This window comes from Micromonospora sp. NPDC005252, assembly GCF_042872475.1.
GTDB lineage: Bacteria > Actinomycetota > Actinomycetes > Mycobacteriales > Micromonosporaceae > Micromonospora.
In genome coordinates this window covers 21182-43052 of record NZ_JBIAKN010000015.1, presented here as the reverse complement: position 1 = coordinate 43052, position 21871 = coordinate 21182, and the positions used below count along the sequence as shown (strand labels likewise).

The 21871-nt window shown below is 72.2% G+C and carries 19 protein-coding genes; 5 read left to right on the top strand and 14 right to left on the bottom strand.

Annotated features, from left to right (window positions below; all coding sequences use genetic code 11):
- Window positions 1-89 precede the first annotated feature (89 nt).
- On the top strand, window positions 90-1244 hold the full coding sequence (locus ACFYPH_RS28060; RefSeq protein WP_387185971.1) for a class I SAM-dependent methyltransferase: 1155 nt from the start codon (window positions 90-92) through the stop codon (window positions 1242-1244).
- Window positions 1245-1313: 69 nt separating this feature from the next.
- Here ACFYPH_RS28060 and ACFYPH_RS28055 read toward each other — a convergent pair whose 3' ends face one another.
- Window positions 1314-1757, bottom strand: coding sequence for a hypothetical protein (locus ACFYPH_RS28055; RefSeq protein ID WP_355067729.1), 444 nt, complete (start codon window positions 1755-1757; stop codon window positions 1314-1316).
- A gap of 240 nt (window positions 1758-1997) precedes the next feature.
- Here ACFYPH_RS28055 and ACFYPH_RS28050 point away from each other — a divergent pair, with 240 nt between their 5' ends.
- The gene (locus tag ACFYPH_RS28050; RefSeq protein ID WP_354854403.1) at window positions 1998-2414 is read left to right on the top strand and encodes a helix-turn-helix transcriptional regulator; all 417 of its coding nucleotides are present in this window, start codon (window positions 1998-2000) and stop codon (window positions 2412-2414) included.
- Window positions 2415-2547: 133 nt separating this feature from the next.
- Here ACFYPH_RS28050 and ACFYPH_RS28045 read toward each other — a convergent pair whose 3' ends face one another.
- The 4 genes from ACFYPH_RS28045 to ACFYPH_RS28030 all read right to left on the bottom strand — a co-directional run bounded on the left by ACFYPH_RS28045 (window position 2548) and on the right by ACFYPH_RS28030 (window position 7742).
- Window positions 2548-3480 (bottom strand): hypothetical protein, encoded by a 933-nt coding sequence (locus ACFYPH_RS28045; protein WP_355067731.1) that lies wholly within the window; start codon window positions 3478-3480, stop codon window positions 2548-2550.
- Window positions 3473-3703 carry a heavy metal-associated domain-containing protein gene (locus tag ACFYPH_RS28040; protein WP_354854407.1) on the bottom strand — a complete coding sequence of 77 codons (231 nt, stop codon included), beginning with the start codon at window positions 3701-3703 and terminating at the stop codon, window positions 3473-3475. Before ACFYPH_RS28040 ends, ACFYPH_RS28045 begins: the two co-directional genes overlap by 8 nt.
- 133 nt (window positions 3704-3836) lie before the next feature.
- Window positions 3837-5966 (bottom strand): DEAD/DEAH box helicase, encoded by a 2130-nt coding sequence (locus tag ACFYPH_RS28035; protein WP_355067733.1) that lies wholly within the window; start codon window positions 5964-5966, stop codon window positions 3837-3839.
- Between the two features lie 9 nt (window positions 5967-5975).
- Entirely contained in the window at window positions 5976-7742 is a 1767-nt protein-coding gene (locus ACFYPH_RS28030; RefSeq protein ID WP_387185965.1) for a BTAD domain-containing putative transcriptional regulator, read from the bottom strand.
- Window positions 7743-7884: 142 nt separating this feature from the next.
- On the opposite strand from ACFYPH_RS28030, the gene ACFYPH_RS28025 reads away from it, so the two are divergent.
- Window positions 7885-8706: a hypothetical protein gene (locus ACFYPH_RS28025; protein WP_355067736.1), complete on the top strand. Its 822-nt coding sequence runs from the start codon at window positions 7885-7887 to the stop codon at window positions 8704-8706.
- 218 nt (window positions 8707-8924) lie between these two features.
- Here the strand turns inward: ACFYPH_RS28025 and ACFYPH_RS28020 are convergent, their stop codons facing one another.
- The 6 genes from ACFYPH_RS28020 to ACFYPH_RS27995 all read right to left on the bottom strand — a co-directional run bounded on the left by ACFYPH_RS28020 (window position 8925) and on the right by ACFYPH_RS27995 (window position 15291).
- Window positions 8925-10028: a branched-chain amino acid ABC transporter permease gene (locus tag ACFYPH_RS28020; RefSeq protein ID WP_355067738.1), complete on the bottom strand. Its 1104-nt coding sequence runs from the start codon at window positions 10026-10028 to the stop codon at window positions 8925-8927.
- The gene (locus ACFYPH_RS28015; RefSeq protein WP_387185961.1) at window positions 10025-10915 is read right to left on the bottom strand and encodes a branched-chain amino acid ABC transporter permease; all 891 of its coding nucleotides are present in this window, start codon (window positions 10913-10915) and stop codon (window positions 10025-10027) included. The genes ACFYPH_RS28020 and ACFYPH_RS28015 overlap by 4 nt, the downstream gene beginning before the upstream one ends.
- Window positions 10915-11640 (bottom strand): ABC transporter ATP-binding protein, encoded by a 726-nt coding sequence (locus tag ACFYPH_RS28010; RefSeq protein ID WP_354854418.1) that lies wholly within the window; start codon window positions 11638-11640, stop codon window positions 10915-10917. The genes ACFYPH_RS28015 and ACFYPH_RS28010 overlap by 1 nt, the downstream gene beginning before the upstream one ends.
- Window positions 11640-12383, bottom strand: a complete 744-nt coding sequence (locus ACFYPH_RS28005) for an ABC transporter ATP-binding protein (protein WP_354854420.1) — start codon at window positions 12381-12383, stop codon at window positions 11640-11642. The genes ACFYPH_RS28010 and ACFYPH_RS28005 overlap by 1 nt, the downstream gene beginning before the upstream one ends.
- A 3-nt stretch (window positions 12384-12386) precedes the next feature.
- A complete protein-coding gene (locus tag ACFYPH_RS28000; protein ID WP_266246453.1) occupies window positions 12387-13586 on the bottom strand; it encodes a substrate-binding domain-containing protein in 1200 nt (399 codons plus the stop codon).
- Between the two features lie 580 nt (window positions 13587-14166).
- Window positions 14167-15291, bottom strand: a complete 1125-nt coding sequence (locus ACFYPH_RS27995) for a glycerophosphodiester phosphodiesterase (RefSeq protein ID WP_387185957.1) — start codon at window positions 15289-15291, stop codon at window positions 14167-14169.
- Window positions 15292-15433: 142 nt separating this feature from the next.
- On the opposite strand from ACFYPH_RS27995, the gene ACFYPH_RS27990 reads away from it, so the two are divergent.
- Both ACFYPH_RS27990 and ACFYPH_RS27985 read left to right on the top strand, forming a co-directional pair.
- On the top strand, window positions 15434-16768 hold the full coding sequence (locus tag ACFYPH_RS27990; RefSeq protein ID WP_387185954.1) for a TrkH family potassium uptake protein: 1335 nt from the start codon (window positions 15434-15436) through the stop codon (window positions 16766-16768).
- 17 nt (window positions 16769-16785) lie between these two features.
- Window positions 16786-17454 (top strand): TrkA family potassium uptake protein, encoded by a 669-nt coding sequence (locus ACFYPH_RS27985; protein ID WP_354854427.1) that lies wholly within the window; start codon window positions 16786-16788, stop codon window positions 17452-17454.
- A gap of 39 nt (window positions 17455-17493) precedes the next feature.
- Here ACFYPH_RS27985 and ACFYPH_RS27980 read toward each other — a convergent pair whose 3' ends face one another.
- The 3 genes from ACFYPH_RS27980 to ACFYPH_RS27970 all read right to left on the bottom strand — a co-directional run bounded on the left by ACFYPH_RS27980 (window position 17494) and on the right by ACFYPH_RS27970 (window position 21842).
- Window positions 17494-19158: a serine/threonine-protein kinase gene (locus ACFYPH_RS27980; RefSeq protein ID WP_387185950.1), complete on the bottom strand. Its 1665-nt coding sequence runs from the start codon at window positions 19156-19158 to the stop codon at window positions 17494-17496.
- Between the two features lie 71 nt (window positions 19159-19229).
- A complete protein-coding gene (locus ACFYPH_RS27975) occupies window positions 19230-20792 on the bottom strand; it encodes a fused MFS/spermidine synthase (RefSeq protein ID WP_363936037.1) in 1563 nt (520 codons plus the stop codon).
- A 36-nt stretch (window positions 20793-20828) separates the two neighbouring features.
- Window positions 20829-21842 carry a hypothetical protein gene (locus tag ACFYPH_RS27970; protein ID WP_354854432.1) on the bottom strand — a complete coding sequence of 338 codons (1014 nt, stop codon included), beginning with the start codon at window positions 21840-21842 and terminating at the stop codon, window positions 20829-20831.
- Window positions 21843-21871: the final 29 nt, after the last annotated feature.

Genomic DNA, 21871 nt, shown 5'->3' with positions numbered 1-21871 from the left:
CGCAGCGAGATTCACCCGACATCCCCCGCACCGCCTCAGCGCGGTACGGGGGATGTCGCCTTCCCACCCCACCTGCCGAAAATGGAACGATGCCGGAACCACTGGATGCCGCCCTGACCGAGGTTCGTGCACTGCTGCTCGACCCCGCGCTGACCCGGGCGGTCGCCGCCGGGCGTCGCCGCGGACACCGACCCACGGTCGTGCGGGCCGAGCTGCGTCCGGTGACGCTCAAGGCCGGCCCGCGGTTGCAGATCGCCACCTCCGACGGCGCGCGCCCACACACCCGCAACGTCGCCCCCGGTCCTGAGGCCGCCGTGGCGGTCGACGAACTCCTGGCCGAGCCTTTCGGCAACTGGCACGTGGAGACGGCCGACGCGACCCTCCAACTGCGGGTGACCAAGTCCGGTGAGGCGCAGGTGCACCGGGCCGCGACGACCCGACCGGCGGCGACGCCGAGTGGTAACGACCGAGCCAAGGAATACCTGCTCGATCCGGGCGACCCGATCTTCGCGGAGATCGGCGGCTCGGCGGCCAAGCGCCGCCAGGTCGACGCGTTCCTGCGCGCTCTGGCCGCGACCCTGCCCGCCGATCTGACCGGCCCGCTGCGGGTGGTCGACCTGGGCTGCGGCAACGCCTACCTGACCTTCGCCGCGTACCGCTACCTCGCCAGTCGCGGGCTCGACGTCGAGCTGATCGGCGTGGACGTCCGGGAGGACCAGCGGCGGCGCAACACCGAGTTGGCGCAGCGACTGGGCTGGGCCGACAAGGTCAGCTTCGTCGCGGGCACGATCGCCGAGGCCGTTGTCGACCCCACCCCGGATCTGGTGCTGGCGCTGCACGCCTGCGACACCGCCACCGACGAGGCGCTGGCCCGCGCGGTGCGCTGGGAGGCCCGCTGGGTGCTCGCCGCGCCGTGCTGTCACCACGACCTGGCCAAGCAGCTACGCGCCCAGCCCACCCCGGCGCCGTACGAGCTGTTGACCCGGCAGGGCATCCTGCGCGAACGCTTCGCCGACGTGCTCACCGATGCGCTGCGCGCGGGGCTGCTGCGGGTGCACGGGTACCGGGCCGAGGTGGTGGAGTTCGTCGACTCCCAGCACACGCCCCGCAACCTGCTGATCCGAGCCCGCCGTAGCGGCACCGCCGACCCCCGACAGGCGGAGTACCGCGAACTCGTCGACCAGTGGCGGGTCACACCCCGGCTGGAGACCCTGCTCGCCGCCGACGAGCCGCCCGCCGTCTAGGAGCCCAACCGCTGGCCGGCGGTACGCGGTCACCGCCGGCCGGCCTCGGCCGTCGCCGTGGACTCGGTTTCAGCGTCGGCGGTCGCCGTTGTTGCCCCGGTCCCGGACGCCGGAGCGGTCGAAGACCGACACCCGGTCCCCGCCGTGGCGCAGGGTCGGGTGGTCGTCCTCACCGGCGCTGCTCGGGAAGGGCACCACCTTTCCCGAGCTCTCGGCATTGCCGGCGGCCGTGAACGCGTTCCAGGAGATGTCGACGAGCAGCTTCTTCGTCTCGGCGTGCCGGATGGCCGCGTTGCGTTGCAGCGCCACCCGGGCGCCCAGCACCACTGCGACCAGCGTGGTGGTGATCGCGCCGGTGGCGGCCAGCACGTGGGCGCCGGTCGCCGTGCTGGTGCGCAGCACCAGGACCAGCAACCAGATCCAGAACCCGGCGGCGAAGACGCCGGCCTTGGCGACGAAGAAGAGGCTCACCGCACCGGGCTGGTACGGCAGCGGACGGCTCGATTCGGCCATGGTGCTCCTCGGCGGTGGTCCGGGCGATCGGCGGCACGCGCGCGTGCGCCGTGCCGGGACGGGCACCGAGCTTAGTGGAAGAACGACGATGATCGCTGGGTGCCGGTACGAATACTGCCCGAGTTGGAGTCTCATCGGTGGGACAGTTTGTGCGGTCAGTCAGTGGTTTCCGGTTCCCGGCGTACTACGCTCGGGAGGCACATCTTCCCAGTGCTCGGCCGGGGGGAAAGACATACCGGAATGGGTTCCGCAGACGTGTCACCGCAGATGGCGTTCGCCCGCTTCGTCCGGCGCGCCATCGACGACGCTCGCAACGAGCGCGGATGGACCGTGACTGATCTTGCCTCGCACACGGGCGTGGGCCGTTCCACAGTGTTCCGCTGGCTCGCCGGTGACTGGCAGGATTACCCCGAGTTGGCCAAGGTACGCGGCTTCTGCGCCGCGCTGGATCTGCCGGTGGCTGCCGCGTTCCGGGCGCTCGGGCTGCCCGACGCGGGCTCGGTGCCCCGGCGCCGCAGCGATGACGGCCCGGTCGAGGCCGACGTCCGGGCCATCCTCGACCGCCTGGCCGATCCCACCGTCCCAGCCGAGGAAAAGCACCACATCCGCGACCTCCTCCGCTACCTGGCCCGCCGCCCCACCCGCCGAGCCGGCTAACCCCCCACCCCCACCCCCACCTCCCACCCCCTCCGCGCGTCGATCATGAAGTTATTGCCGCGACACACCGACGCGAGTGGCAATAACTTCATGATCAACGGGGGGCCCCGGGGGGCGGGCGGGAGGCCGGGGGTCAGGGGACCGTCAGGGTGAACTCGGCGGTGTGGACCTTGTTGGCTACCTGGAAGTCGAGGTAGAGGCGATAGCGGCCCGGGCCCGGGGTGGTCAGCCAGAACTTCACCTGGCCGTCGGCCAGCTCCGGTTCGGGGTGCACGTGCAGGTAGCCCAGGTCGCCCTCGCGCAGCGCCACCAGGTGGCCGTACGCCCCGAGGTAGCGCTCCAGCACCGCGTCACCGTCCGCGCCGTCGATCCGGAAGGTCAGCGGCACCGTGACACCGGCCTGCGGGCTGCCCTGGTAGGCGACGCTGAACCCGTCCACCGTCGTCGAGGTCGCCGGGCCGGGCAGGGCACGCGGCTCGTACGTGCCCGGCACGACCAGGTCCACCCCGAGGGTCAACGCGCTCTGGCCGCCGTTGTCGGCGACCACCGTGAAGTCGGCGTACGCCCGCCAGACGCCGGGCTGCGCGAGGGTCACCGGCACCGTCCAGGTGCCGTCCGCCGCCATGGTCGGGTGCAGATGCTGGTAGCCCGTCAGGTCCCGACGGACCACGATGAGGTGCATCGGCTTGTCGTGCACGACGGCGAACCGGGTGACCGGGCGGCGTTGCACGTCGCGTACCTGAAAACGGAACTGCCCGGGGCGGCCGGCCGGAAACTCGGTGGCCAGGGGGACGAGCGTGTATCCGGCCGAGCTGACCGACAGACCGCCGGGGTCGGCGGCAGCGCCCTGGTCGGCGCCCGTCACGGACCCGTGGTCGTGGGCCCCGGTGCCCGGCGGGTGGGTGTGGTCGGCGGTCAGTGCCGCAGCGCTGCTGCCGCCGGTGGTGGTGGTGCCGTTCATGCGACCGAGGCCGAACCCGAGCAGCACGGCGAGCACCAGCCCGCCGACCACCAGCGCCAGCCGGACCGTGCTCCGGTCCGGCACGGTGGCGGCCTGCTCAGGCACCGCCAGCGTCCAGCACGTAGCCGGCCTCGTCGACGGCCGCCCGCACCGACTCGTCGGGCAGCGGGCTGTCGCTGGTCACCGTCGCGGTGCCGGAGGCCAGGTCGACCTGGACCTGCCGCACACCGGGCAGCGCCGACAGCTCGTCGGTGACCGCACGCACGCAGTGCGCGCAGGTCATGCCGGTCACGGCGTACGCGCGGGTGACGGGCTGCTGATCGGTCATGCGGCCACCGTACCGCCGCGCCCGGCCAGCCCTGACCGACGCCGGGGCGGCGTGGCGACCGTCGCAATCCGCGCGGCCCGGGAACTTTCCGCCCCGCAGCCGCCCACCGACCTCCGCGATCGCGAACGGCGGCTCAGCCGGCCACGGCCAGAGCGAGCGGGAGCACGTCGGGAGCACCGGCCCGCCGCAGCGCGCGGGTCACCATCGTCATCGTCCAACCCGAGTCGACCAGGTCGTCGACGAGCAGCACCGGCCCCTCCAGCGCGGCCAGCGCGTCGGCCAGGTCGGCCGGCACGGTGAAGGCGTCGTGCAGCGCGCGTACCCGCTGGGCGCTGTTGCCGCGCGGCCCGCCGGGGCCGTCCGGGCCGGTCGGGGTGACCGCGCCGAGCAGCGGCAGCCGGCCCACGGCGGCGATCCGCTCGGCCAGCGAGCCGACCAGCCGGGGCCGCCGGCGGGAGCCCACCGCGACCACGCCGACCGGGCGGCGGGGCCACGGATCGTCGCCGTGCGCCCACGCCTTCAGCACCTCGACCACCGCGCCGGCGACGTCGTCGGGCACCGGCACGTCGGGCGCCTCCGGGCCCACCAGCTCCCGCAGCCGGCCACCCCAGCCCAGGTCGGAGAGGCGCCCGACCGCACGGCCGGGCAGCGCCTGCTCCGCGGGGGCGATCCGGCCCTTCAGGGGTACGCCCACCGCGTCCAGCCCGGTCGGCCAGAGCTTCTTCGGGGCGATCTCCACGCCGGGGCGACCGAGGAAGGTCTGCGCGGCGGCGAGCGCTGCCGTCGACACGTCGGCGGCGAAGAGCGGGTCGGCGCACCTGTCGCACCGGCCGCAGTCGGTCGCGGCGGTGTCGTCGAGGCGTTCGCGTAGATACCGCATCCGGCAGTCGGACGTCGACGCGTACTCCCGCATGGCCTGTTGCTCGACGGTGCGCGCCTCGGCGACGCGGCGCAACCGGGCCTCGTCGTAGACCCAGGGCTCGCCGGTGGCGAGCCAGCCACCGCGCACCCGGCGGACCGCGCCGTCCACGTCGAGCACCTTGAGCATCAGCTCCAGGCGGGCCCGGCGCAGGTCGACGAGGGGTTCGAGGGCCTGGGTGGAGAGCGGACGGTCGGTGTGCAGGGCGGCCAGCACGGCGCGGACCTGCTGCTCCGGCGGGAACGCCAGCGAGGCGAAGTAGCGCCAGATCGCGGCGTCCTCGACACCGGGCAGCAGCAGCACCTCGGCGTGCTCGACGGCGCGGCCGGCCCGGCCGACCTGCTGGTAGTACGCGATCGGCGAGGGTGGTGCGCCGAGGTGGACGACGAAGCCCAGGTCGGGCTTGTCGAAGCCCATGCCGAGCGCGCTGGTCGCGACCAGCGCCTTGATCTTGTTGTCGAGCAGGTCCTGCTCGGCGGCCCGCCGGTCGGCGTCGTCGGTCTGCCCCGAGTACGAGGCGACCGGATAGCCCCGCGACCGCAGGAACTCGGCCGTCTCCCCCGCTGCCGCGACGGTCAGCGTGTAGACGATGCCGGACCCGGGCAGCTCGTCCAGGTGGTCGGCGAGCCAGGCCAGCCGGTGCGCCGGGCTGGGCAGGTCGAGGACGCCGAGGCGCAGCGACTCGCGGTCCAGCGTGCCGCGCAGGACGAGCGCGTCGCCCAACTGCTCGGCCACGTCCTGGGTGACCCGGGCGTTGGCGGTGGCGGTGGTGGCCAGCACGGGCGTGCGCTCGGGCAGGTTGGCGAGGAACGTGCGCAGCCGCCGGTAGTCCGGTCGGAAGTCGTGCCCCCAGTCGGAGACGCAGTGCGCCTCGTCGACCACCAGCAGCCCGGTGGTCGCGGCCAGCTTCGGCAGCACGCCGTCGCGGAAGTCCGGGTTGTTGAGCCGCTCCGGGCTGATCAGCAGCACGTCCACCGCGCCGGCCTGGATCTCGGCGGTGATCTCGTCCCACTCGTCGAGGTTCGCCGAGTTGATCGTGCGAGCCCGGATGCCGGCCCGCGCGGCGGCCTCCACCTGGTTGCGCATGAGCGCCAGCAGCGGCGACACGATGACGGTGGGGCCGGCCTGGTCGGTCTGCCCGCTGTCGCGCAGCAGGGCGGTGGCCACGAAGTAGACGGCTGATTTGCCCCAACCGGTGCGCTGCACGCAGAGCACCCGTCGCCGGTCGACGACCAACGCCTCGATGGCCCGCCACTGATCCTCGCGCAGTCGGGCGTGCTCACCGGCCAGCCGGCGCAGCACCGCCTCGGCCCGCTCCCGTACCGCCGCCCGTTCGTCGCCCATCCGGCATTTCTACCAGCTGGGGCGGACATCCCCTCCGGCCTGTTGCGGCGGAGAGCTGGTCTGCTGGGGCGGAGGGCTGGTCTGCTGCGGGTGGGCGGCGGTCTGCTGCGGGAGCACGGTCGTCGGGCCCGGCGTCGGGGCAAGGAAGACGAGGTGGTCGCGGAGGGAGTCGGTGAGCAGCAGCGGGAGCAGACAGCGAGCGGCCAGGTCCTCCATCGAACCGAACGGGCCACGCAGCCAGCGGTCCACCACCACCTGCCGGGCCTGCTCGGCGGTGATCCCGGGCAGCTCGGCGATCGTCGTCTCGGGGACCGCGTTGACGTCCACCAGGCCCCCGTCGTCGAAGGTACGGGGCAGGTCGGGCCGGCCGATGCGCAACTCATGCCGCGCCGCCGGGTAGTGGTACAGCAGGTAGCGGGCCTGCTCACGGCGGACCCGGCGCTCGTCGGCGACCGCCCCGGCCGGCGCCGCGCCCCGGCCGGTGATCGCTGACCAGATCGCACCGTTGAGCAGGAGCGTGTGCAGGACGCCGAGCAGCCAGGTGAGCAGCCAGGTGATGATCGCGACGACGTCGACGGCGGTCACGTCGTCCGAGTCACCGGAGCCGACCACGCCGATGAACGCGACCATCACCGACAGGTAGCCGAGGGCGGCGAGCCCGTGTCGCCAGCTCCGGCGCCACACCGCGTAGACCAGCACCACCAGCCACGTGAGCAGGCCGAAGGAGAGCACCCCGATCAGCGCGGCGACGATCGCCGTGCTGACGCTGACCCACCGCCGCGCCCGCCGGGGTGGGGTGCCGCGCACCGGGTACTCGTCCCGCGGCATCGGCGGGAACGCGGCCGGCGGCGGGAACACGGCCGGCGGCGGAGCGGGCGGCGGAACGGCGGAGACCGGGTCGGCTGGGTGGCCTGGCTCGGCTGCCCGCTCCTGGGCCGGCACCACCGCGACGGATCCCGCGGTCGCGGGCAGGGGTGACTCCGGCTCGTTCGCCGGCTTTTCCACCACCAGTGTCGGGTCGGCGCGCAGTATCCGCCCGTGCAGCACGCGGAGAGCCTCACCCGGCTCGATGCCGTACTCCTCGCGGAGCAGGTCCGCGAATTCCCGGTACGCGGCGAGTGCCTCCGCCTGCCGCCCACTGCGGTAGAGCGCCAGCATGAGCTGGTGCCGTAGCCGTTCCCGAACCGGGAACTCGGCCACCAGCTCCACCAGCTCCCCGGCCATCTCGCGGTGCCGCCCGAGGTCCACCATCAGCTCGGCCCGGGTCTCCAGCGCCACGGCCCGCAGCTCCACCAACCGCTGCCGGGCCGCCTCGAAGACCGGCCCGGTGAAGCCGGCGAACGGTTCCCCCTGCCACAGGGCCAGGGCTGCGGCCAGCTCGGTCACCGCGTCGGTGGCACGGCCCTCCGCGCGGCGTTGTCGGGCGCGGTGCACCCCCCGCTCGAAGCGGACCGCGTCCACCGCCTCGGGGCTGACCCGGAGCAGGTAGCCGGCGTCGGTGAGGCTGAGCACCTGTCCCGGCGTACGCGGCGACCGGTCCGGTTCCAGCACCCGGCGCAGCCCGGCCACGTACTTCTGCACCACGTTCGGGCCGTTGGCGGGCGGGTCCTCCGGCCAGACCGCCTCGACGATCTGCCCGGTGGAGACCGAGCGGCCGGCGGAGAGCAGCAGTACGGCGAGCACCGCGCGCTGCTTGCCGGGACCGAGGTCGATCTCCCGGTCGGCGTACCAGGCCCGCTGAGGCCCGAGGATCTCGAAACGCAGCTGTCCTGACATGCGAGTTTCCGCTCCTGACACCCCCGCGAGCGCCGGACGGCAGTGCCCGGCAGCCGGACGGCAGCCGGACGGCAGCCGAACCGCCGTGCCGGCCGGCAGCATCGTCGTCGGCAGAAGCCAGGCAGCGAGAAAGAGAAGTGCGATGACACAGGCAACGGGCACCGCCGGCACCATCCGACGGACGGTCGGTACGGCCGCCGCCGTGCTGGCCGCGACCACCCTGCTCGCGGGTTGCGGGTCGAAGAGCGAACCGGCCGCGGCGCCACAGAGCAGCCCGTCCGCCAGCCCGAGCGTCAGTCCGAAGGAGGCGCTCCTCGACGCCGTCCCGGACGGCACCGAGGGGGCGTTCCGGTTGAGCGGCAAGGACGCGTCGAGCACCGTCGACGGCCGGGTCGACCCGGCGGCGAAGGGACTCGAACTCAACATGGTCATGCCGCCGGACTCCGACGGCATCGCGTTGAAGATGTCGTTCCTGGTGATCGAGGAGCAGTACTGGGTGAAGGTGAAGCTCAGCGGCCGTCCCGGCCTGCCGAAGTTCCCCGACAAGTGGATGAAGCTGGACCGCGCGAAGCTGACCGACGCCGAGAGCGTCCCGTCCTACGACGGTGTGGACCAGGGCAACGCCGGTCCGCTGATCCAGGCGGCCACCTCGGTCGAGGAGAAGAGCCCCGGTCAGTACGTCGGGTTCATCGACGTGAGCGAGCCGGAGGCGTCGAAGGCGCTGGAGGAGGGCGAGGCGGCGGCCCTCGGGGAGGCCGCCAAGAAGGTGCCGTTCACCGCGGTGGTCGGCGCGGACAAGCACCTGGCCTCGCTGACGTTGAAGATGCCGGCCGCCGGCAAGGCGAAGGCGTACGACTACGTCGTGAAGTACGCCGACTACGGCAGCGCGCCGAAGATCAGCGTGCCGACCGGCGCCGCCGCCACGAAGGCGCCGGCGATGGCGTACGAGTTGTTGAACGGCTGATCCACGACGCAGAGGGCGGCGGCCACACGGGGGGCCGCCGCCCTGTCGTCGTCCGCGGACGGTGGCGTGCTCAGTGCGCTGCGGGTCGGCGTGGCGTGCTCAGCGGCCGAGGACCGAGCCGCCGTGCCCCTCGGCCATCCACAGAACCCCGTCGATCATGAAGTTATCGCCATCCGCGACGGCGTGTCGTGGCAATAACTTCATGATCGACAGAGGGGTCAGCGTGGGGGGCGGAGGGATCTGGTCAGGTGGGCCAGGCGGGGGGCGAGGCTTGTGATGCCTCCGGGGAAGAAGTAGACGGCCAGGATGAAGACCGTGCCCAGGACGAACAGGGGCTGGCTCAGCGGGTGACTGAGGACGGCCGGCAGGTTGTCGACCGCGTCGCTCGTGCCGAACGCGGTGAGCCGGTGGTCCAGGTACATGTAGAGGACCCCACCGAGCACCGGCCCCCACCGGGTGCCCGGCCCGCCGAGCACCACCATGACCAGCAGCGACAGGGTCAGCTCGGACGAGGTGATGTGCGGCGACGCGCCGCCGACGATCAGGACGTAGACCACCCCGCCCGTCGACGCCAGCCCGCCGGCCAGGGTGAACGCCACCAGCTTGTAGCGGTACGGGTCCAGCCCGAGCACGCCGATCCGCCGCTCGTCGTCACGCAGCCCGGCGAGCACCCGACCGGTCGGCGACCCGCTCACCCGGTGCACCACGAACACCACAAGCGTCAGGTACGCGAGCGCCAACCAGTACAGGTTGACCGTGTTGGTCACCCCGACCAGCCCGGCGGGCAGCCCGGACACGTCCAGCGGCAGACCCTCCTCGCCGCCGGTGAGCCCGCCGAAGTCCCGGGCCACCAGGATCGCGCCGACCTGGGCGAAGGCGAGGGTGACCATGGCGAAGGCGATGCCCACGGTCCGCAGCGCCACCGCGCCGAGCAGCGCCGCGAGGATGGTTCCCCCGGTGATGGTCAGCAGCGCCGCCTGCCACAGCGGCAGGCCGGCCCGGGTGACCAGGATGTCGGTGCCGTAGACACCGGCGGCGAAGTACAGCGCGTGCCCGAAGGAGAGCATCCCGGTCCGGCCGAAGAGCAGGTCGTACCCGGCCGCCAGCCCGCCGAAGATCAGGCAGATGGCGAGCAGTTGCAGGGTGCCGGGTGAGTTGACCGGCCCCTCGAAGATCCCCGGCAGGGAGATCGTCGAGTACGGCAGGATCGCCAGCACGGCCAGCGCGACCAGCGGCAGGAACGGGCGGACCCGGTGCCACCGCCCCCGCTGCGGGGTCAACTCGTCGGGCACCTGCGCGGGAGGCGCATCGATCACCGTCATGCCGTTGCCACCTTTCCGGCGATGCCCTGCGGGCGCAGCAGCAGCACCACGGCCAGCAGGCCGACCACGCAGATGTCGCCCAGCCCGGACGTGCCGTAGTAGTTGACGAACTGCTGCACCAGCCCGACCACGACCGCCGCGTACGCGGAGCCGACCACCGAGCCCATCCCGCCGATCACCACCACGATGAACGCGAAGATCAGCAGCGAGCCGCCCTGCCCGGGCGAGACGGTGCCGAAGTAGACCCCGCCGAGCGCACCGGCGAGCGCGGCGGCCGCCCCCCCGATCGCGAAGACCAGGGTGAACGCCTTGCGGACGTCGATGCCGAGCGCGGTCACCATCTCCCGGTTCTCCACCCCGGCCCGGATCACCAGGCCGTAGCGGGTCCACCGCAGGAACGCCAGGATCGCGCCGAGCACCAGCACCGCCGCGACGATCAGCAGCAGGCCACCGTTGGGCACCTGCGCGCCGAGGATCCCGGTCACCTCCCGGGTCCAGTCCGGCCGGGGAAACGGCCGGGCGTCCGCACCCCAGGTGGCTTGGAGCAACGCCACCCCGGCCAGCGACAGCCCGACGGTGACCAGCACCTGCTCGATGGTGCGGGAGTACAGCGGGCGGATCAGCACCAGCTCGACCAGGATCGCCACCAGCGTGCCGGCGGCCACCCCGAAGGCGACCGCGAACACGAAGCCGAACCCGTCGCCGCCGGCACCGGGCAGATTGCCCGCCGCCCACCAGGTGCCGTACGCGCCGACGCCGAGGAACAGTCCGTGCGCGAAGTTGAGCACGTCGGCCAGGCCGAAGACGAGGGACAGGCCGGACGCGACGAGGAAGTACAGCGCCGCCAGGCCGAGCCCGGTCAGCGTCAAGAGGATCACGGTGCCCATCAGTGGTTCACCTCCGCCGAGCCCACACCCAGCAGCGACTTGGTCAGCGCCGTCTCCAACAGCAGCTCCCGGGCGTCGCCGGTCCAGGCCACCTTGCCGGCGGCCAGCACCACCGCGTCGCGGGCCAGCCGGCGTACCACCGCCAGGTTCTGCTCGACGAGCAGCACCGGCACCGACTCCGCGACCCGTTCCAACACCTCGGCCACCTCGGTCACCACCTTCGGCGCCAACCCCTTGGTCGGCTCGTCGACCAGCAGCAGCCGGTTGTCGTTGAGCAGCACCCGCCCGATCGCGAGCATCTGCTGCTGCCCGCCGGAGAGCGAACCGGCCCGTTGGCGTCCGCGCCGGTCCAGCTCCGGAAAGAGCGCGAAGACCTTGTCGTACGCCGGGGTGGTGCCGCGCCGCTCGGCGAGCCGCAGGTTCTCCGCGACGGTGAGGCCGGCGAAGACGCAGCGGTCCTCGGGCACGTAACCGAGACCGCCGCGGACCAGCCGGTGCGTGGGGCGGGCCAGCAGACTCTGCGCGCCCATCCGGATGGTGCCGCGGACCTCGCCGGCGGGCGGGGTGAGGCCGACGATCGCGCGCAGCGTGGTGGTCTTGCCGACCCCGTTGCGGCCGAGCAGGACGGTCACCCCGGTCGGGGCGACAGTGAAGGACACCCCCTGGAGGATGTGCAGCCCGGAGATCCGGACCGACAGGTCCTCCACGCTGAGGATCGGTTCCATCAGAGCGACTCCCCCAGGTAGGCCTCTTGCACGGTGGGGTTCGCCATCACCGTCTCCGGGGTGTCGCAGGCGAGCAGCGCGCCGTGGTGCATGACGGCGATCCGGTCGGCCAGTTCGAGGATCACGTCCATGTGGTGTTCGACCATCAGCACCGCCCGACCGCTGTCCCCGGTCAACGACTTGATGACGGCGACCAGCTCGGGCACGTCCTCGGCGCTGACGCCGGCCATCGGCTCGTCGAGCAGCATCACCCGCGGCTCACCGGCCAGCAGCAGAGCGATCTCCAACTTGCGCTTCTCGCCGTGTGCCAGGGTGCCGGCCATCGCCGTACCCCGGTGGGCGAGGCCGACCCGGTCGAGCGCCGCGTCGGCGGCGGCGGCGACCTCCCGGTCGGCCGCCGCCCGCCGCCACAGCGCCATCGAGCCCCCGCGGTGCGCCTGCACGGCGAGCCGGACGTTCTCCCGCACGCTGAGCGAGCCGAAGACCGACGACGCCTGGAAGGTACGGCCCAGACCGAGGCGGGCCCGCCGGTGCGGCGCAAGCCCACCGATGTCCTGCCCGTCCAGGGTGATCCGACCCTCCGTGGCCCGGCGCAGGCCGGTGATCAGGTTGAACAGTGAGGTCTTGCCGGCGCCGTTCGGCCCGATCACGCCCAGGAACTCCCCGGGCGCCAGGTCGAGGTAGACGCTGTCGACGATGGCGACCTCACCGATCCGCCAGGTCAGACCGCGGGTGGCGAGCATGAATCAGCCCTTCATCGCCACGGCCGGCGGCGCGGTCTCGTCACCGGTGAGGCTCTTCTGCGCGGTCGCCGTGAAGGCGGTGCCGCTGCCGGTCAGCTTGGCCTGGAACATCGGCTGGAGCAGCGCGTGATCGGCGGCCCGGATGGTCATCTTGCCCTTGACCCCGTCGAAGCTCCAGCCCTCCAGCGCGGTGACCATCTTGTCGACGTCGTCGCCGCCCTCCTGCACCGCGCGGACCACCATCTGGGCGGCGGCGAAGCCGTCCGGGTGGAACAGGTCGATGGTGTTCACCTTGGCCTTGAGCGCCTTGCTGGCCTCGGTGTCGGACGCACCGTCGAAGTAGTGCGAGAGGAAGGAGATCTTCGCGCCGGCCGCCCCGAACGTCGGCCAGGAGGCCCGGATGTCCAGGCCGGTGACGACCGTGGTGGAGGAGAGCACACCCTGCTGGTCGAGCGTCTGCCACATGGCCGGGGCGGTCGTGCCGGCCCAGGCCACGAAGAGCAGGTCCGGCTTGGCGGCCTTGATCTGGCTGGCGAACGGCGTGAACTCGGTGGCACTGGCCGGCGCCCGGACGCTGCTCACGGTGGCGCCGGCGCTACCGATGACCGCCTTGACGGCCGCCTCGTTGGCGTCGCCGAACGCGCCGTCCTGGGCGAAGACCACGACCTTCTTGCCGGCCGGGTCGCCGATGAACGACTTGGCGGTCACCACGTCCTGGTAGGACTGCCGGCCGGAGCGGAACGTGTACTTGTTCGCCCCGGTCACCGCGTCGGTAGCGGCCGGGCCGGAGATGAAGAGAACCTTGTTCTGCGCCGCGATCGGCGCGACCTGGAGCGCCACACCGGACGCGGTCGAGCCGGCAATGATCTTCGTACCCTTGCCGATCAGGTCCTTCGCGGCGGAGACCGCCTTGGCCGGGTCGCCGGCGTCGTCGACCTCGGTCAGCTCGATCTTCCGGTCACCCACCTTGCCGGTGCCCTTGGTGGCGAAGTCCAACCCCGCCTTGAACCCCTCGACGTACTGCTTTCCGTAGCTGGCCAGGGCTCCCGACTGGGAGTACACCAGGCCAACCTTGACCGGGGCGGCGCTGTCGCCGCCGCCGGTGGCGGTGTCCTGCGGGCTACCACAGGCCGTTGCGGCGAGCGCCGCAGCCATCATCGTGGCGGCGGAGAGGAACGCCCGCCGCGTGTGCCGGACCGTCATCGCGACTCCAGGTGAGGACAGGATGCTGTGTTGTCGGCTCACGCTAGAAGTGACGTCACCCACGAGCTATGTGGCGGAAACACACAAGTAACAGGAAGGGGGTGGCCCGGGGTTACAGCGGGCCGCACTACCACCCTCGGCCCAGGCCTCCCGATAGCCCGAAGCGCCACGGATGGATCGACAGGTGTGTCCCGCCGAGCCATCCGCCGCTCAGCCGTCAGCCGTACGGCCCTCGCAAGATCGTGCTCGATCGTTGATGTAGTGGCCTCGGGAGCACGGCGAGGCCACTACATCCTGGATCGAGCGCGACCTTGGGGAGTGTCGCCGTCGGGCGAGCCATCTCCTGTTGAGCGGTATACCTGTGAGTCATTTTTATGACTCACAGGTATACCGCTCAACACAGCAAGTGGCTCCGGTCGAGTGGGGCGTCCCGTACAAGAGGTCGGCGGGTCTTGGGCCTGCGGGCTGTGCCGGAGACGCCGCTGGCCCGGCGTCCGAGGTGACGGACGACGGGCCAGCGTGTGGGCCGGGCGTGATCGGCCCGGTGGTCGGCTCGGAGCGGGTCAGCTCCGGGCCGAGGTCAGTTGTCGGCGAGGCCGGCGCGGGCGGCGACTGCCGTGTCCGGGTGGTCGCTGAAGACGCCGTCCAGACCCAGGCCGAGGAAGAGTTCGTACTCGGACGTGATGTCACCGCGCGCGTTCGGGTCGGTGCCGATCCGGAAGTCCACGGGGAGGAACTGGTTCTCCGCGCGGAACGTCCAGGCGTGCACGAGCAGCCGCTCGCGGTGTGCGTCACGCACCACGTTCGTCGGGGCGAGCAGCTTGCCTGCGGCGTCGCGGGGCACGATCAGGTTCTTGTTCGCGCCGATGCCGTCGGCATACCCGGCGATCCACTTCAGGCCGGCCGCCGAGGCGAGGTCCTGGTAGCTGCGGGTGTCGCCGGCGACGGTGAAGTCGTATGGGCGGCCGGTGGCGTCGAGCAGCTGGACGAGCTTCACGTCGGTCAGCCGGCTCAGTCGACGCAGGTTGGCCGTCTCGAACGACTGGATGAAGACCGGCGAGTTCTTCCGGTCCAGCTTGTTCTGCCGCAACACCTTCAGCAGCGGCTCCTCCAGCGGCAGTCCGATCGACGTGAAGTAGGTCGGGTGCTTGGTCTCCGGGTAGATGCCGATGGTGCGGCCCCGTGCCCGCCCCTCGGTGCGAGCGAGGTCGATGACCTCCTGGAGGGTGGGCACCTCGAAGCGTCCGTCGAAGGCGGTGTTCGCCACGCGGACCTGCGGCAGCCGCTCCTTGGCCCGCAGCGTCTTCAGCTCGGCCAGGGTGAAGTCCTCGGTGAACCAGCCGGTCACGGCGACCCCGTCGATGGTCTTCGTCGTCTTCCGGCCGGCGAACTCCGGGTGCGTCGACACGTCGGTGGTGCCGGAGATCTCGTTCTCGTGTCGGGCGACCAGGACACCGTCGAAGGTGGACACCAGGTCCGGCTCGACGTAGTCGGCACCCATCCGGATCGCCAGCCGGTACGCCTCCAGGGTGTGCTCCGGCCGGTAGCCGCTGGCGCCCCGGTGACCGATGACGATCGGCCGGTCGTTGCCTCGGGCGCGGTCGACCCCGGTCGAGGGGTCGGCGGCGGCCAGGGTGGGCACGGCCACGGCGGTGGCGGCGAGCAGCGCGCCGGCCACACCGAAAATCGAGAGGGTACGTCGCAACGCCGTCTCCTGTCATCGAGGGATGTCGCAGACAGCAGACCGCCCGAGATTGACCGGAAGTTGGTCGATGACTGGCCGGCAGGTGAATCTCCGGAATGGGCGTTCCCACTCGGGCTGCCACCCGGAAAAGGAAGATTGTCTGGTGCGCCGGTTACTCCGCAACCCCGTGCGGCTGGTGCCGCTGGGGTTCCTGGTGCCGATCCTGCTCGGCACCGCGCTGCTGCTGGCGCGCTGGTCGACCATCCAGCACCAGCGTCCGTCCCTGGTCACCGCCCTGTTCACCGCCACCTCGGCGGTGTCCGTCACCGGCATGGCCGTCACTGACACCCCCAACTACTGGTCCGGTTGGGGCCTGGTGGTGATCACCCTGCTCACTCAGCTCGGTGGTCTCGGCATCCTCACCGCCGCGGCGCTGGTCATCCTCGTCGTCTCGCGCCGGCTCGGGCTGCGCAACCGGCTGCTGGTGCAGGCCGAGACGGCGGAGTTCGGGGTCGGTGACGTGGCCCGGCTGCTGCGCCGGATCGCGGTCACCGTCTTCGCGTGCGAGGCGGTGATGACCGCGCTGGTCGCCGGCCGCCTCTGGTGGGCGTACGACTACACGCCCGGTCGGGCCCTCTGGTCCGGCGTGTTCCACGCCGTCCAGGCGTTCAACAACGGCGGCTTCTCGCTCTACTCGGACGGGCTGCTGGCCTTCGACCGCGATCCGTGGGTGTCGTTGCCGCTGGCGTTCGGCGCCATCGTCGGCGGGCTCGGGTTTCCGGCCCTGTTCGAGGCCGTGCGCGAGTGGCGCAGGCCGGCGGGCTGGGCGGTGGCGACCAAGCTGACCATCTGGGGCAGCGTGGCGCTGCTGATCCTCGGCGTCGTCGGCCTGCTCGCCGCCGAGTGGACCAACGTCAGCACCATCGGCTTGTACGACGCCGAGGGCAAGGTGCTCGCGTCCTTCACCCAGATCGCGTTGAGCCGTACCGGTGGCTTCAACGTGCTGAACATCACGGACCTGCAGGAGGAGAGCTACCCGCTGCTGATCGTGCTGATGTTCATCGGCGGCGGCAGCGCCAGCACGGCCGGTGGCATCAAGGTGTCCACGTTCTTCCTCCTGGCGTTCACCATCTGGGCGGAGCTGCGCGGCGAGCCCGACGTGACGGTCGGGCACCGCCGGGTGGCCACCGCCAGCCAGCGGCAGGCCATCACCGTGGCCCTGCTCAGCGTCGCGCTGGTCACGGCCGGAACGATGCTCCTGTTGCTGCTCACCGAGGGCGTGCGGTTCATCGCCGCCCTGTTCGAGGTCACCTCCGCGTTCAGCACCACCGGGCTGACCATCGGCCTGGCCAGCGAGTTGCCGCCCAGCGGCCAGGTGGTGTTGACCGTGCTGATGTTCATCGGCCGGGTCGGGCCGCTCACCCTCGGGTCGGCGATCGCCCTGAACACCCGGCGCAGGCTCTACCGCTATCCCCAGGAACAACCCATTGTCGGCTGACGAGAAGGAGGGTCGAGGTGTCGGCGAGACGATCGGACGGCAGCGGCATCGTGGTGATCGGGCTGGGTCGGTTCGGGTGCCACCTGGCCGGCGCTCTCACCCGGATGGACCGTGAGGTGCTGGCCATCGACCGCGACCCGGATCAGGTGCAGCGCTTCTCGACCCAACTCGACCGGGTGGTCCAGGCGGACACGACCGAGGAGGGCGCCCTGCGGCAGCTCGGCGTCACCAGCTTCGGCCGGGCCGTGGTGGCCATCGGGGCCTCGGTGGAGGCGAGCGTGCTCACCGTGCTGGCGCTGGTCGAGCTGGGTCTGCCGCAGATCTGGGCCCGCGCCACCTCGCAGAAGCACGCCAAGATCCTGTCGTCGGTGGGCGCGCACCACGTGATCTTTCCGGAGGCGGAGACCGGGGACCGCGTGGCCCACCTGATCGTCAGCCGGCTGCTCGACTTCATCGAGTTCGACGACGACTTCGCGATCGCCACCGTCCGCGTGCCACAGTCGCTGGCCGGTCGCACCCTGCTCGACCTGCGCCCGGAGGAGCGCTACGGGGTCCGGGTGATCGGCGCGAAGGTGCCCGGTGAACGCTTCCGGTACGCCTCGGACGACACGGCGCTGCCGCGGGACGGGGTGCTGGTCGTGGAGGGTGGGATCGACCAGGTGCAGCGGTTCGCGGGGCGACGCTGACGCCTCATTTGTGGTGCGCGGCGCGCTTATGGGGCGCCTTCACCCTTTTCCCGGACCACCCGGCCCCTTGGCGTCGGTCGGCTTCGCGTGCTCCTTCGCGGGGGCCTTGGCGGGCTTCGGGGGCTTGGGCTTCGGCGCGGCACCGCCGGAGCCGCTGCGTACCGTCGTCTTCTTGGTCGGTGCCTTCGTCGGGGCCTTCGTCGGGGCAGCCTTGCTCGGCGGGGCCGTGGACGGGGTCGTCCCGGCCACCCCGGAGACGCGTACCCTGCAGGTCGCGTCGCCGAGCCGGAACTCCACCGGCAGCGGGTTCGCCCCGCTGTACGTCCCGGCGAGGGTGAGCTTCTCGGCCGCGCCGGGCGCCAGGATCGTCCGCTGCGCTGCGGGCCGGATCTGCACCGATCCGCCCTGCTGCTGCACCGGGGCGGGCTCCGCCTTCGTCACCGTCTGCTGCCCGGGGAACGTGAAGTTCATCGTCCAGTCGCGCAGCTCGCGGTCACCGGTGTTGGTCAGGGTCAGCTCGGCGGTGAAGTCCTTGCCGGAGTCGGTGCGCAGCGCGTACGCCACCTCGCAGGGGGCCGTCTCGGGCAGGCCCATCCGCGCCTCGGTCGTGGGCCGGTCCTCGCCGCTTGCCGGGCTGCGGGAGGTGAACCCCCACATCGCCCCGGTGACCGCGATCAGCCCGACGGCTGCCACCCCGGCCTCCACCCGCCGCCGCCGCCGGTTCACCCGTCGGTCGCGGCTGCGCCGGGTACGCGAGAGCGGAAGCGCGTCCGTCTCCGCCGACCAGGGCAGGATCGTGGTGCCGGCGTTGGCCAGCTCGGCGGGATCCAGTGGACCGGCCGCCGGCGACACCGGCACCGCCGCCAGCATGCCGGCCGCCTCGGCGAGGGTGCGGGCCAGCTCGGCGGTGGTCGGCCGGTCGGCGGGGCGCTTGGCCAGGCAGCGCCGCACCAGGTCGGTCACCGCGTCGGGCAGTCCGGGCACCGCCGGCATCGGGTCCGGGTCGCTGTACATGTGCGCACGCAGCATCTGCGTGGTCGTGTTCGCCTCCCACGGCAGCCGGCCGGTGAGCATCCGGTAGAGCAGCAGCCCCACGGCGTACACGTCGGTGGCCGGGGAGACCTGGCCGTTGTCCAGCCGCTCCGGCGCGAGGTACGCGGGCGTGCCGAGCAGCGCGCCGTCCGGCCCCTTCTCGCTCTCCCCGACCAGCGCGGAGATGCCGAAGTCGACCACCTTCACCCCGGTCGAGGTGAGCATGACGTTGCCCGGGGTGACGTCGCGGTGCACGACCCCGCGAGCGTGCGCGGTGGCCAGCGCCGAGCTGACCTCCGCGCCGATGGTCACCGCCGCACGCCACGGCAGCCGCACCTCCCGGCCCAGTCGGCCGGCCAGCGAACCGCCGTCGACAAGCTCCATCACCACGTACGGCACGGTGATGCCGACCTGGTGGGACTCGCCGTAGTCGTACACGTTGGTGATGTTGGGGTGGCAGAGCCGCGCGGCGGCCTGCGCCTCGATGCGGATCCGGTGCCGGAAGGCCCGGTCGCTGGCCAGCCGCGAGGCCAGCACCTTCACCGCGACCTGGCGGCCCAGCACCTCGTCGTAACCGCGCCAGACCACCGACATGCCGCCCGCGCCGAGCTGCTCGATGAGCCGGTACCGCTCATCGAGGAGTTGTGCGCCGTTCCGGTCCCCACCGCCCATGGTGGCCGTTGTTGCCCGCAGGAGACCGGGCTACACCTGAAGGATCGGAATCGGTCAGGAATATCACCCGTTCAGGCGGTCGCCAGCAGTTGGTCCACCGGGGCGTAGTCGTCGGTCAGCACCGTCGCCTCCCCGACGAATTCCGTGAGGCCCGCGCCGGAGAGCAGGCTGACGCTCCGGTCGACCTCGTCGAGGCGGGCGCGGACGGCGGCCAGCGGCAACGGCGCGTCGGAGCCGACGATGAGGAAGTTGCTGCCCCGCTCCTCGGCGAGCGCCTCCGGCGGGGCGATCAACGCGACGTGGGTGAACTCGGCGGCCACCGTGGCCAGCTCGGCGCGGATGAACCGCAGCGGCGGGTAGTCGATGACGTTCTGCACGTACACGCCGCCGGGGCGGGTCACCCGCCGGATCTCGGCGGCCATCTCCCGGGTCGCCAGGTGCCAGGGCACCACCAGGTGACCGAACGCGTCGCCGACGACCAGGTCGCGGCTGTCCGCCGGCTCACCGGCGACCAGCATGCGGGCGTCGCCCACCACCGTTCGCAGGCCCGGCCCCGGGCGTACGCCCAGTTCCCGCTCGCCCAGCTCGACGAGCCCGCCGTCGATCTCGAACACCACGTTGTCGGTGCCCGGTCGGGTGGCGCTCAGGTACGTCGGCACGGTGAACCCGCCGCCGCCCAGGTGCAGCGCGTCCAACCGCTGCCCGGCCGGCGCGGCCACGTCGGCGACCGCGCCGATCCACTTGGTGTACGCGTACTCCAGGTGTTTCGGGTCGGCCAGGTCGACGTACGAGTGCTGGGCCGAGTTGAGCAGCAGCGTCCGGCCGCTGGGCCGGAGCGGGTCGGTGGTGACCCGGGCGCAGTGGTACGCGGTCTCGATGTCGCACGGGTTCGGCGCGACGGTGGTCAGCCCCGCCCCGAGCAGGCCGAGGACGGCCAGCGCGGCCCGGGTACGGGCCGGACCGGGCAGGTCGGTGCGCGCCTGCCGCCGCAGATACCACCCCAGGCCGATGCCGGCCAGCCCGAGCGCCACCGCCAGCGACAGCAGGATGACCGTGCTGGGCAGGGCGGCGACCAGCACGAACCCGGTGAGCAGGGTGGCGGTGATGCCGCCCAGGGTGCCGATGCCGGACAGCCGGCCGACCACCTGGCCGGTACGACGCAGGTCGGCGAGCTGGAGCTTCACCACCAGCGGGGTGACCGCGGCCAGCAGCGCCGCCGGCACGAACACGGCGAGCGCCACCAGCAGCAGGATGGCGCTGGCCGCCCCGCCCCGCAGGACCTCCCCGGCGTAGCGCACCACGGGCAGGGTCACTGCGGTGGCGATCCCGGCCAGCACCAGGGCGGGCGCCAGCAGGCCGCGTGGGTCACGCCGGTCGGCGAGCCAGCCGCCGGCCCAGGCCCCGTACGCGATCGCGGCCAGCGCGATGCCGATGACCGAGCTGGTCACCTGGAGGGTCACCCCGACGTACGGGCCGACCAGGCGCAGCGCGACCGTCTCCAGCACCAGCACGGCGCCGCTTGCGAAGAAGACCAGGAAGGCGGCCAGGCCGCCGGGCAGCGCCCGGCCGGTGACCGGCACGGACGGGCCCGAGGAGACCGGCGTGGTCGCGACGTCGGACGGTGGGGAGCTCATCGTCGCGATGGTACGCAGCGAAGCGGGCGCTTCGGGTCAGTACATCGAAAGATGAACATGGTTTGTGTGGCTGGCGGCCGGGCTGCCGCTGCCGCTGTACGACCGCCAGCCCGTGCCCGGATGCCAGATCTGCCGGTACCAGATCACGTAGAGCACACCCAGCCGGTCGGCGTTGCGCACGTGCCAGGCGGCCAGGCTGTCCCCGTACGCCTTGTCGCCGCCGGTCGCGTTCTTGTCCTCGAAGCCGTTCGTGGCGGCCGAGAAGTCGCAGGCCCGCCCCTTCGGGTGCTCGCCGCCGCCGCCCTCACGCTTGCAGGAGACGTGCCGCTTGTAGCCGGCGGCCTGGGTCTGCTTGAGCGCGTTGAGGGTGCGCGGGGTGATGCAGCCCGAGGTCGTCGGGTCCTTCACCGAGCAGGACTCCGACGGCCAGGACCCGTCGGAGTTGCGCGGCGCGGGCTTCGCCGACGTGGAGCTGCCGCCGCTGAAACCGTTGCTGCTGCCCGAGCTGACCTCGGCGAGAGCCGCCTCGGCCTCCTTCTTCTTCTTCGCCATCACGGCGAGCTGCTTCTGCTGCTCACGGACCTCGGTGTCGATGGCGATCTTGGCCTGCTGGGCCTGCTGCCGGGCCTCGGTGAGATCGCGCAGCCGCTTGCTGTCCCGCTGGGCCATCAGGTCGAGGTCGGCGGCCCGTTGCAGGAACGCCTGCGGGGTGGCGGTGTTGAGCAGCATCGCCGTCGGGGTGAGCCGACCGGCCCGGTACGACTGCGCGGCCACCTCGCCGACCTGGGCGGTGAGCCCGACCAGCCGAACCTCGACGGCCTTCAGCTCGCCGGTCAACGCCGTCTGCCGGCGCTTGGAGTTGTCCAGCTTGGCCTTGGCCTCGATGTGACCCTTGGCGGTCAGCTCCAGCGCGTCCTGCAACTTCTTGGTGCCGCCCTCACCGGGCTCCGCGTACGCGGGCACCCCGCCGGCGAGCACCAGCGCGACGGCGGTGAGCAGAGGGAGCAGTACGCGGCGAACGCGCCGCTGGCTGAGCCTGGTCCTGGGCACGACAGCGTCCTTCCGTCGACCGCCGGCCC

Bases quoted from the DNA above. Each gene is read 5' to 3' on its own strand.
- ACFYPH_RS28060 (WP_387185971.1), top strand. From the start codon at position 90: ATGCCGGAACCACTGGATGCCGCCCTGACCGAGGTTCGTGCACTGCTG.
- ACFYPH_RS28055 (WP_355067729.1), bottom strand. From the start codon at position 1,757: ATGGCCGAATCGAGCCGTCCGCTGCCGTACCAGCCCGGTGCGGTGAGC.
- ACFYPH_RS28050 (WP_354854403.1), top strand. From the start codon at position 1,998: ATGGGTTCCGCAGACGTGTCACCGCAGATGGCGTTCGCCCGCTTCGTC.
- ACFYPH_RS28040 (WP_354854407.1), bottom strand. From the start codon at position 3,703: ATGACCGATCAGCAGCCCGTCACCCGCGCGTACGCCGTGACCGGCATG.
- ACFYPH_RS28035 (WP_355067733.1), bottom strand. From the start codon at position 5,966: ATGGGCGACGAACGGGCGGCGGTACGGGAGCGGGCCGAGGCGGTGCTG.
- ACFYPH_RS28030 (WP_387185965.1), bottom strand. From the start codon at position 7,742: ATGTCAGGACAGCTGCGTTTCGAGATCCTCGGGCCTCAGCGGGCCTGG.
- ACFYPH_RS28025 (WP_355067736.1), top strand. From the start codon at position 7,885: ATGACACAGGCAACGGGCACCGCCGGCACCATCCGACGGACGGTCGGT.
- ACFYPH_RS28020 (WP_355067738.1), bottom strand. From the start codon at position 10,028: ATGACGGTGATCGATGCGCCTCCCGCGCAGGTGCCCGACGAGTTGACC.
- ACFYPH_RS28015 (WP_387185961.1), bottom strand. From the start codon at position 10,915: ATGGGCACCGTGATCCTCTTGACGCTGACCGGGCTCGGCCTGGCGGCG.
- ACFYPH_RS28010 (WP_354854418.1), bottom strand. From the start codon at position 11,640: ATGGAACCGATCCTCAGCGTGGAGGACCTGTCGGTCCGGATCTCCGGG.
- ACFYPH_RS28005 (WP_354854420.1), bottom strand. From the start codon at position 12,383: ATGCTCGCCACCCGCGGTCTGACCTGGCGGATCGGTGAGGTCGCCATC.
- ACFYPH_RS28000 (WP_266246453.1), bottom strand. From the start codon at position 13,586: ATGACGGTCCGGCACACGCGGCGGGCGTTCCTCTCCGCCGCCACGATG.
- ACFYPH_RS27980 (WP_387185950.1), bottom strand. From the start codon at position 19,158: ATGGGCGGTGGGGACCGGAACGGCGCACAACTCCTCGATGAGCGGTAC.
- ACFYPH_RS27975 (WP_363936037.1), bottom strand. From the start codon at position 20,792: ATGAGCTCCCCACCGTCCGACGTCGCGACCACGCCGGTCTCCTCGGGC.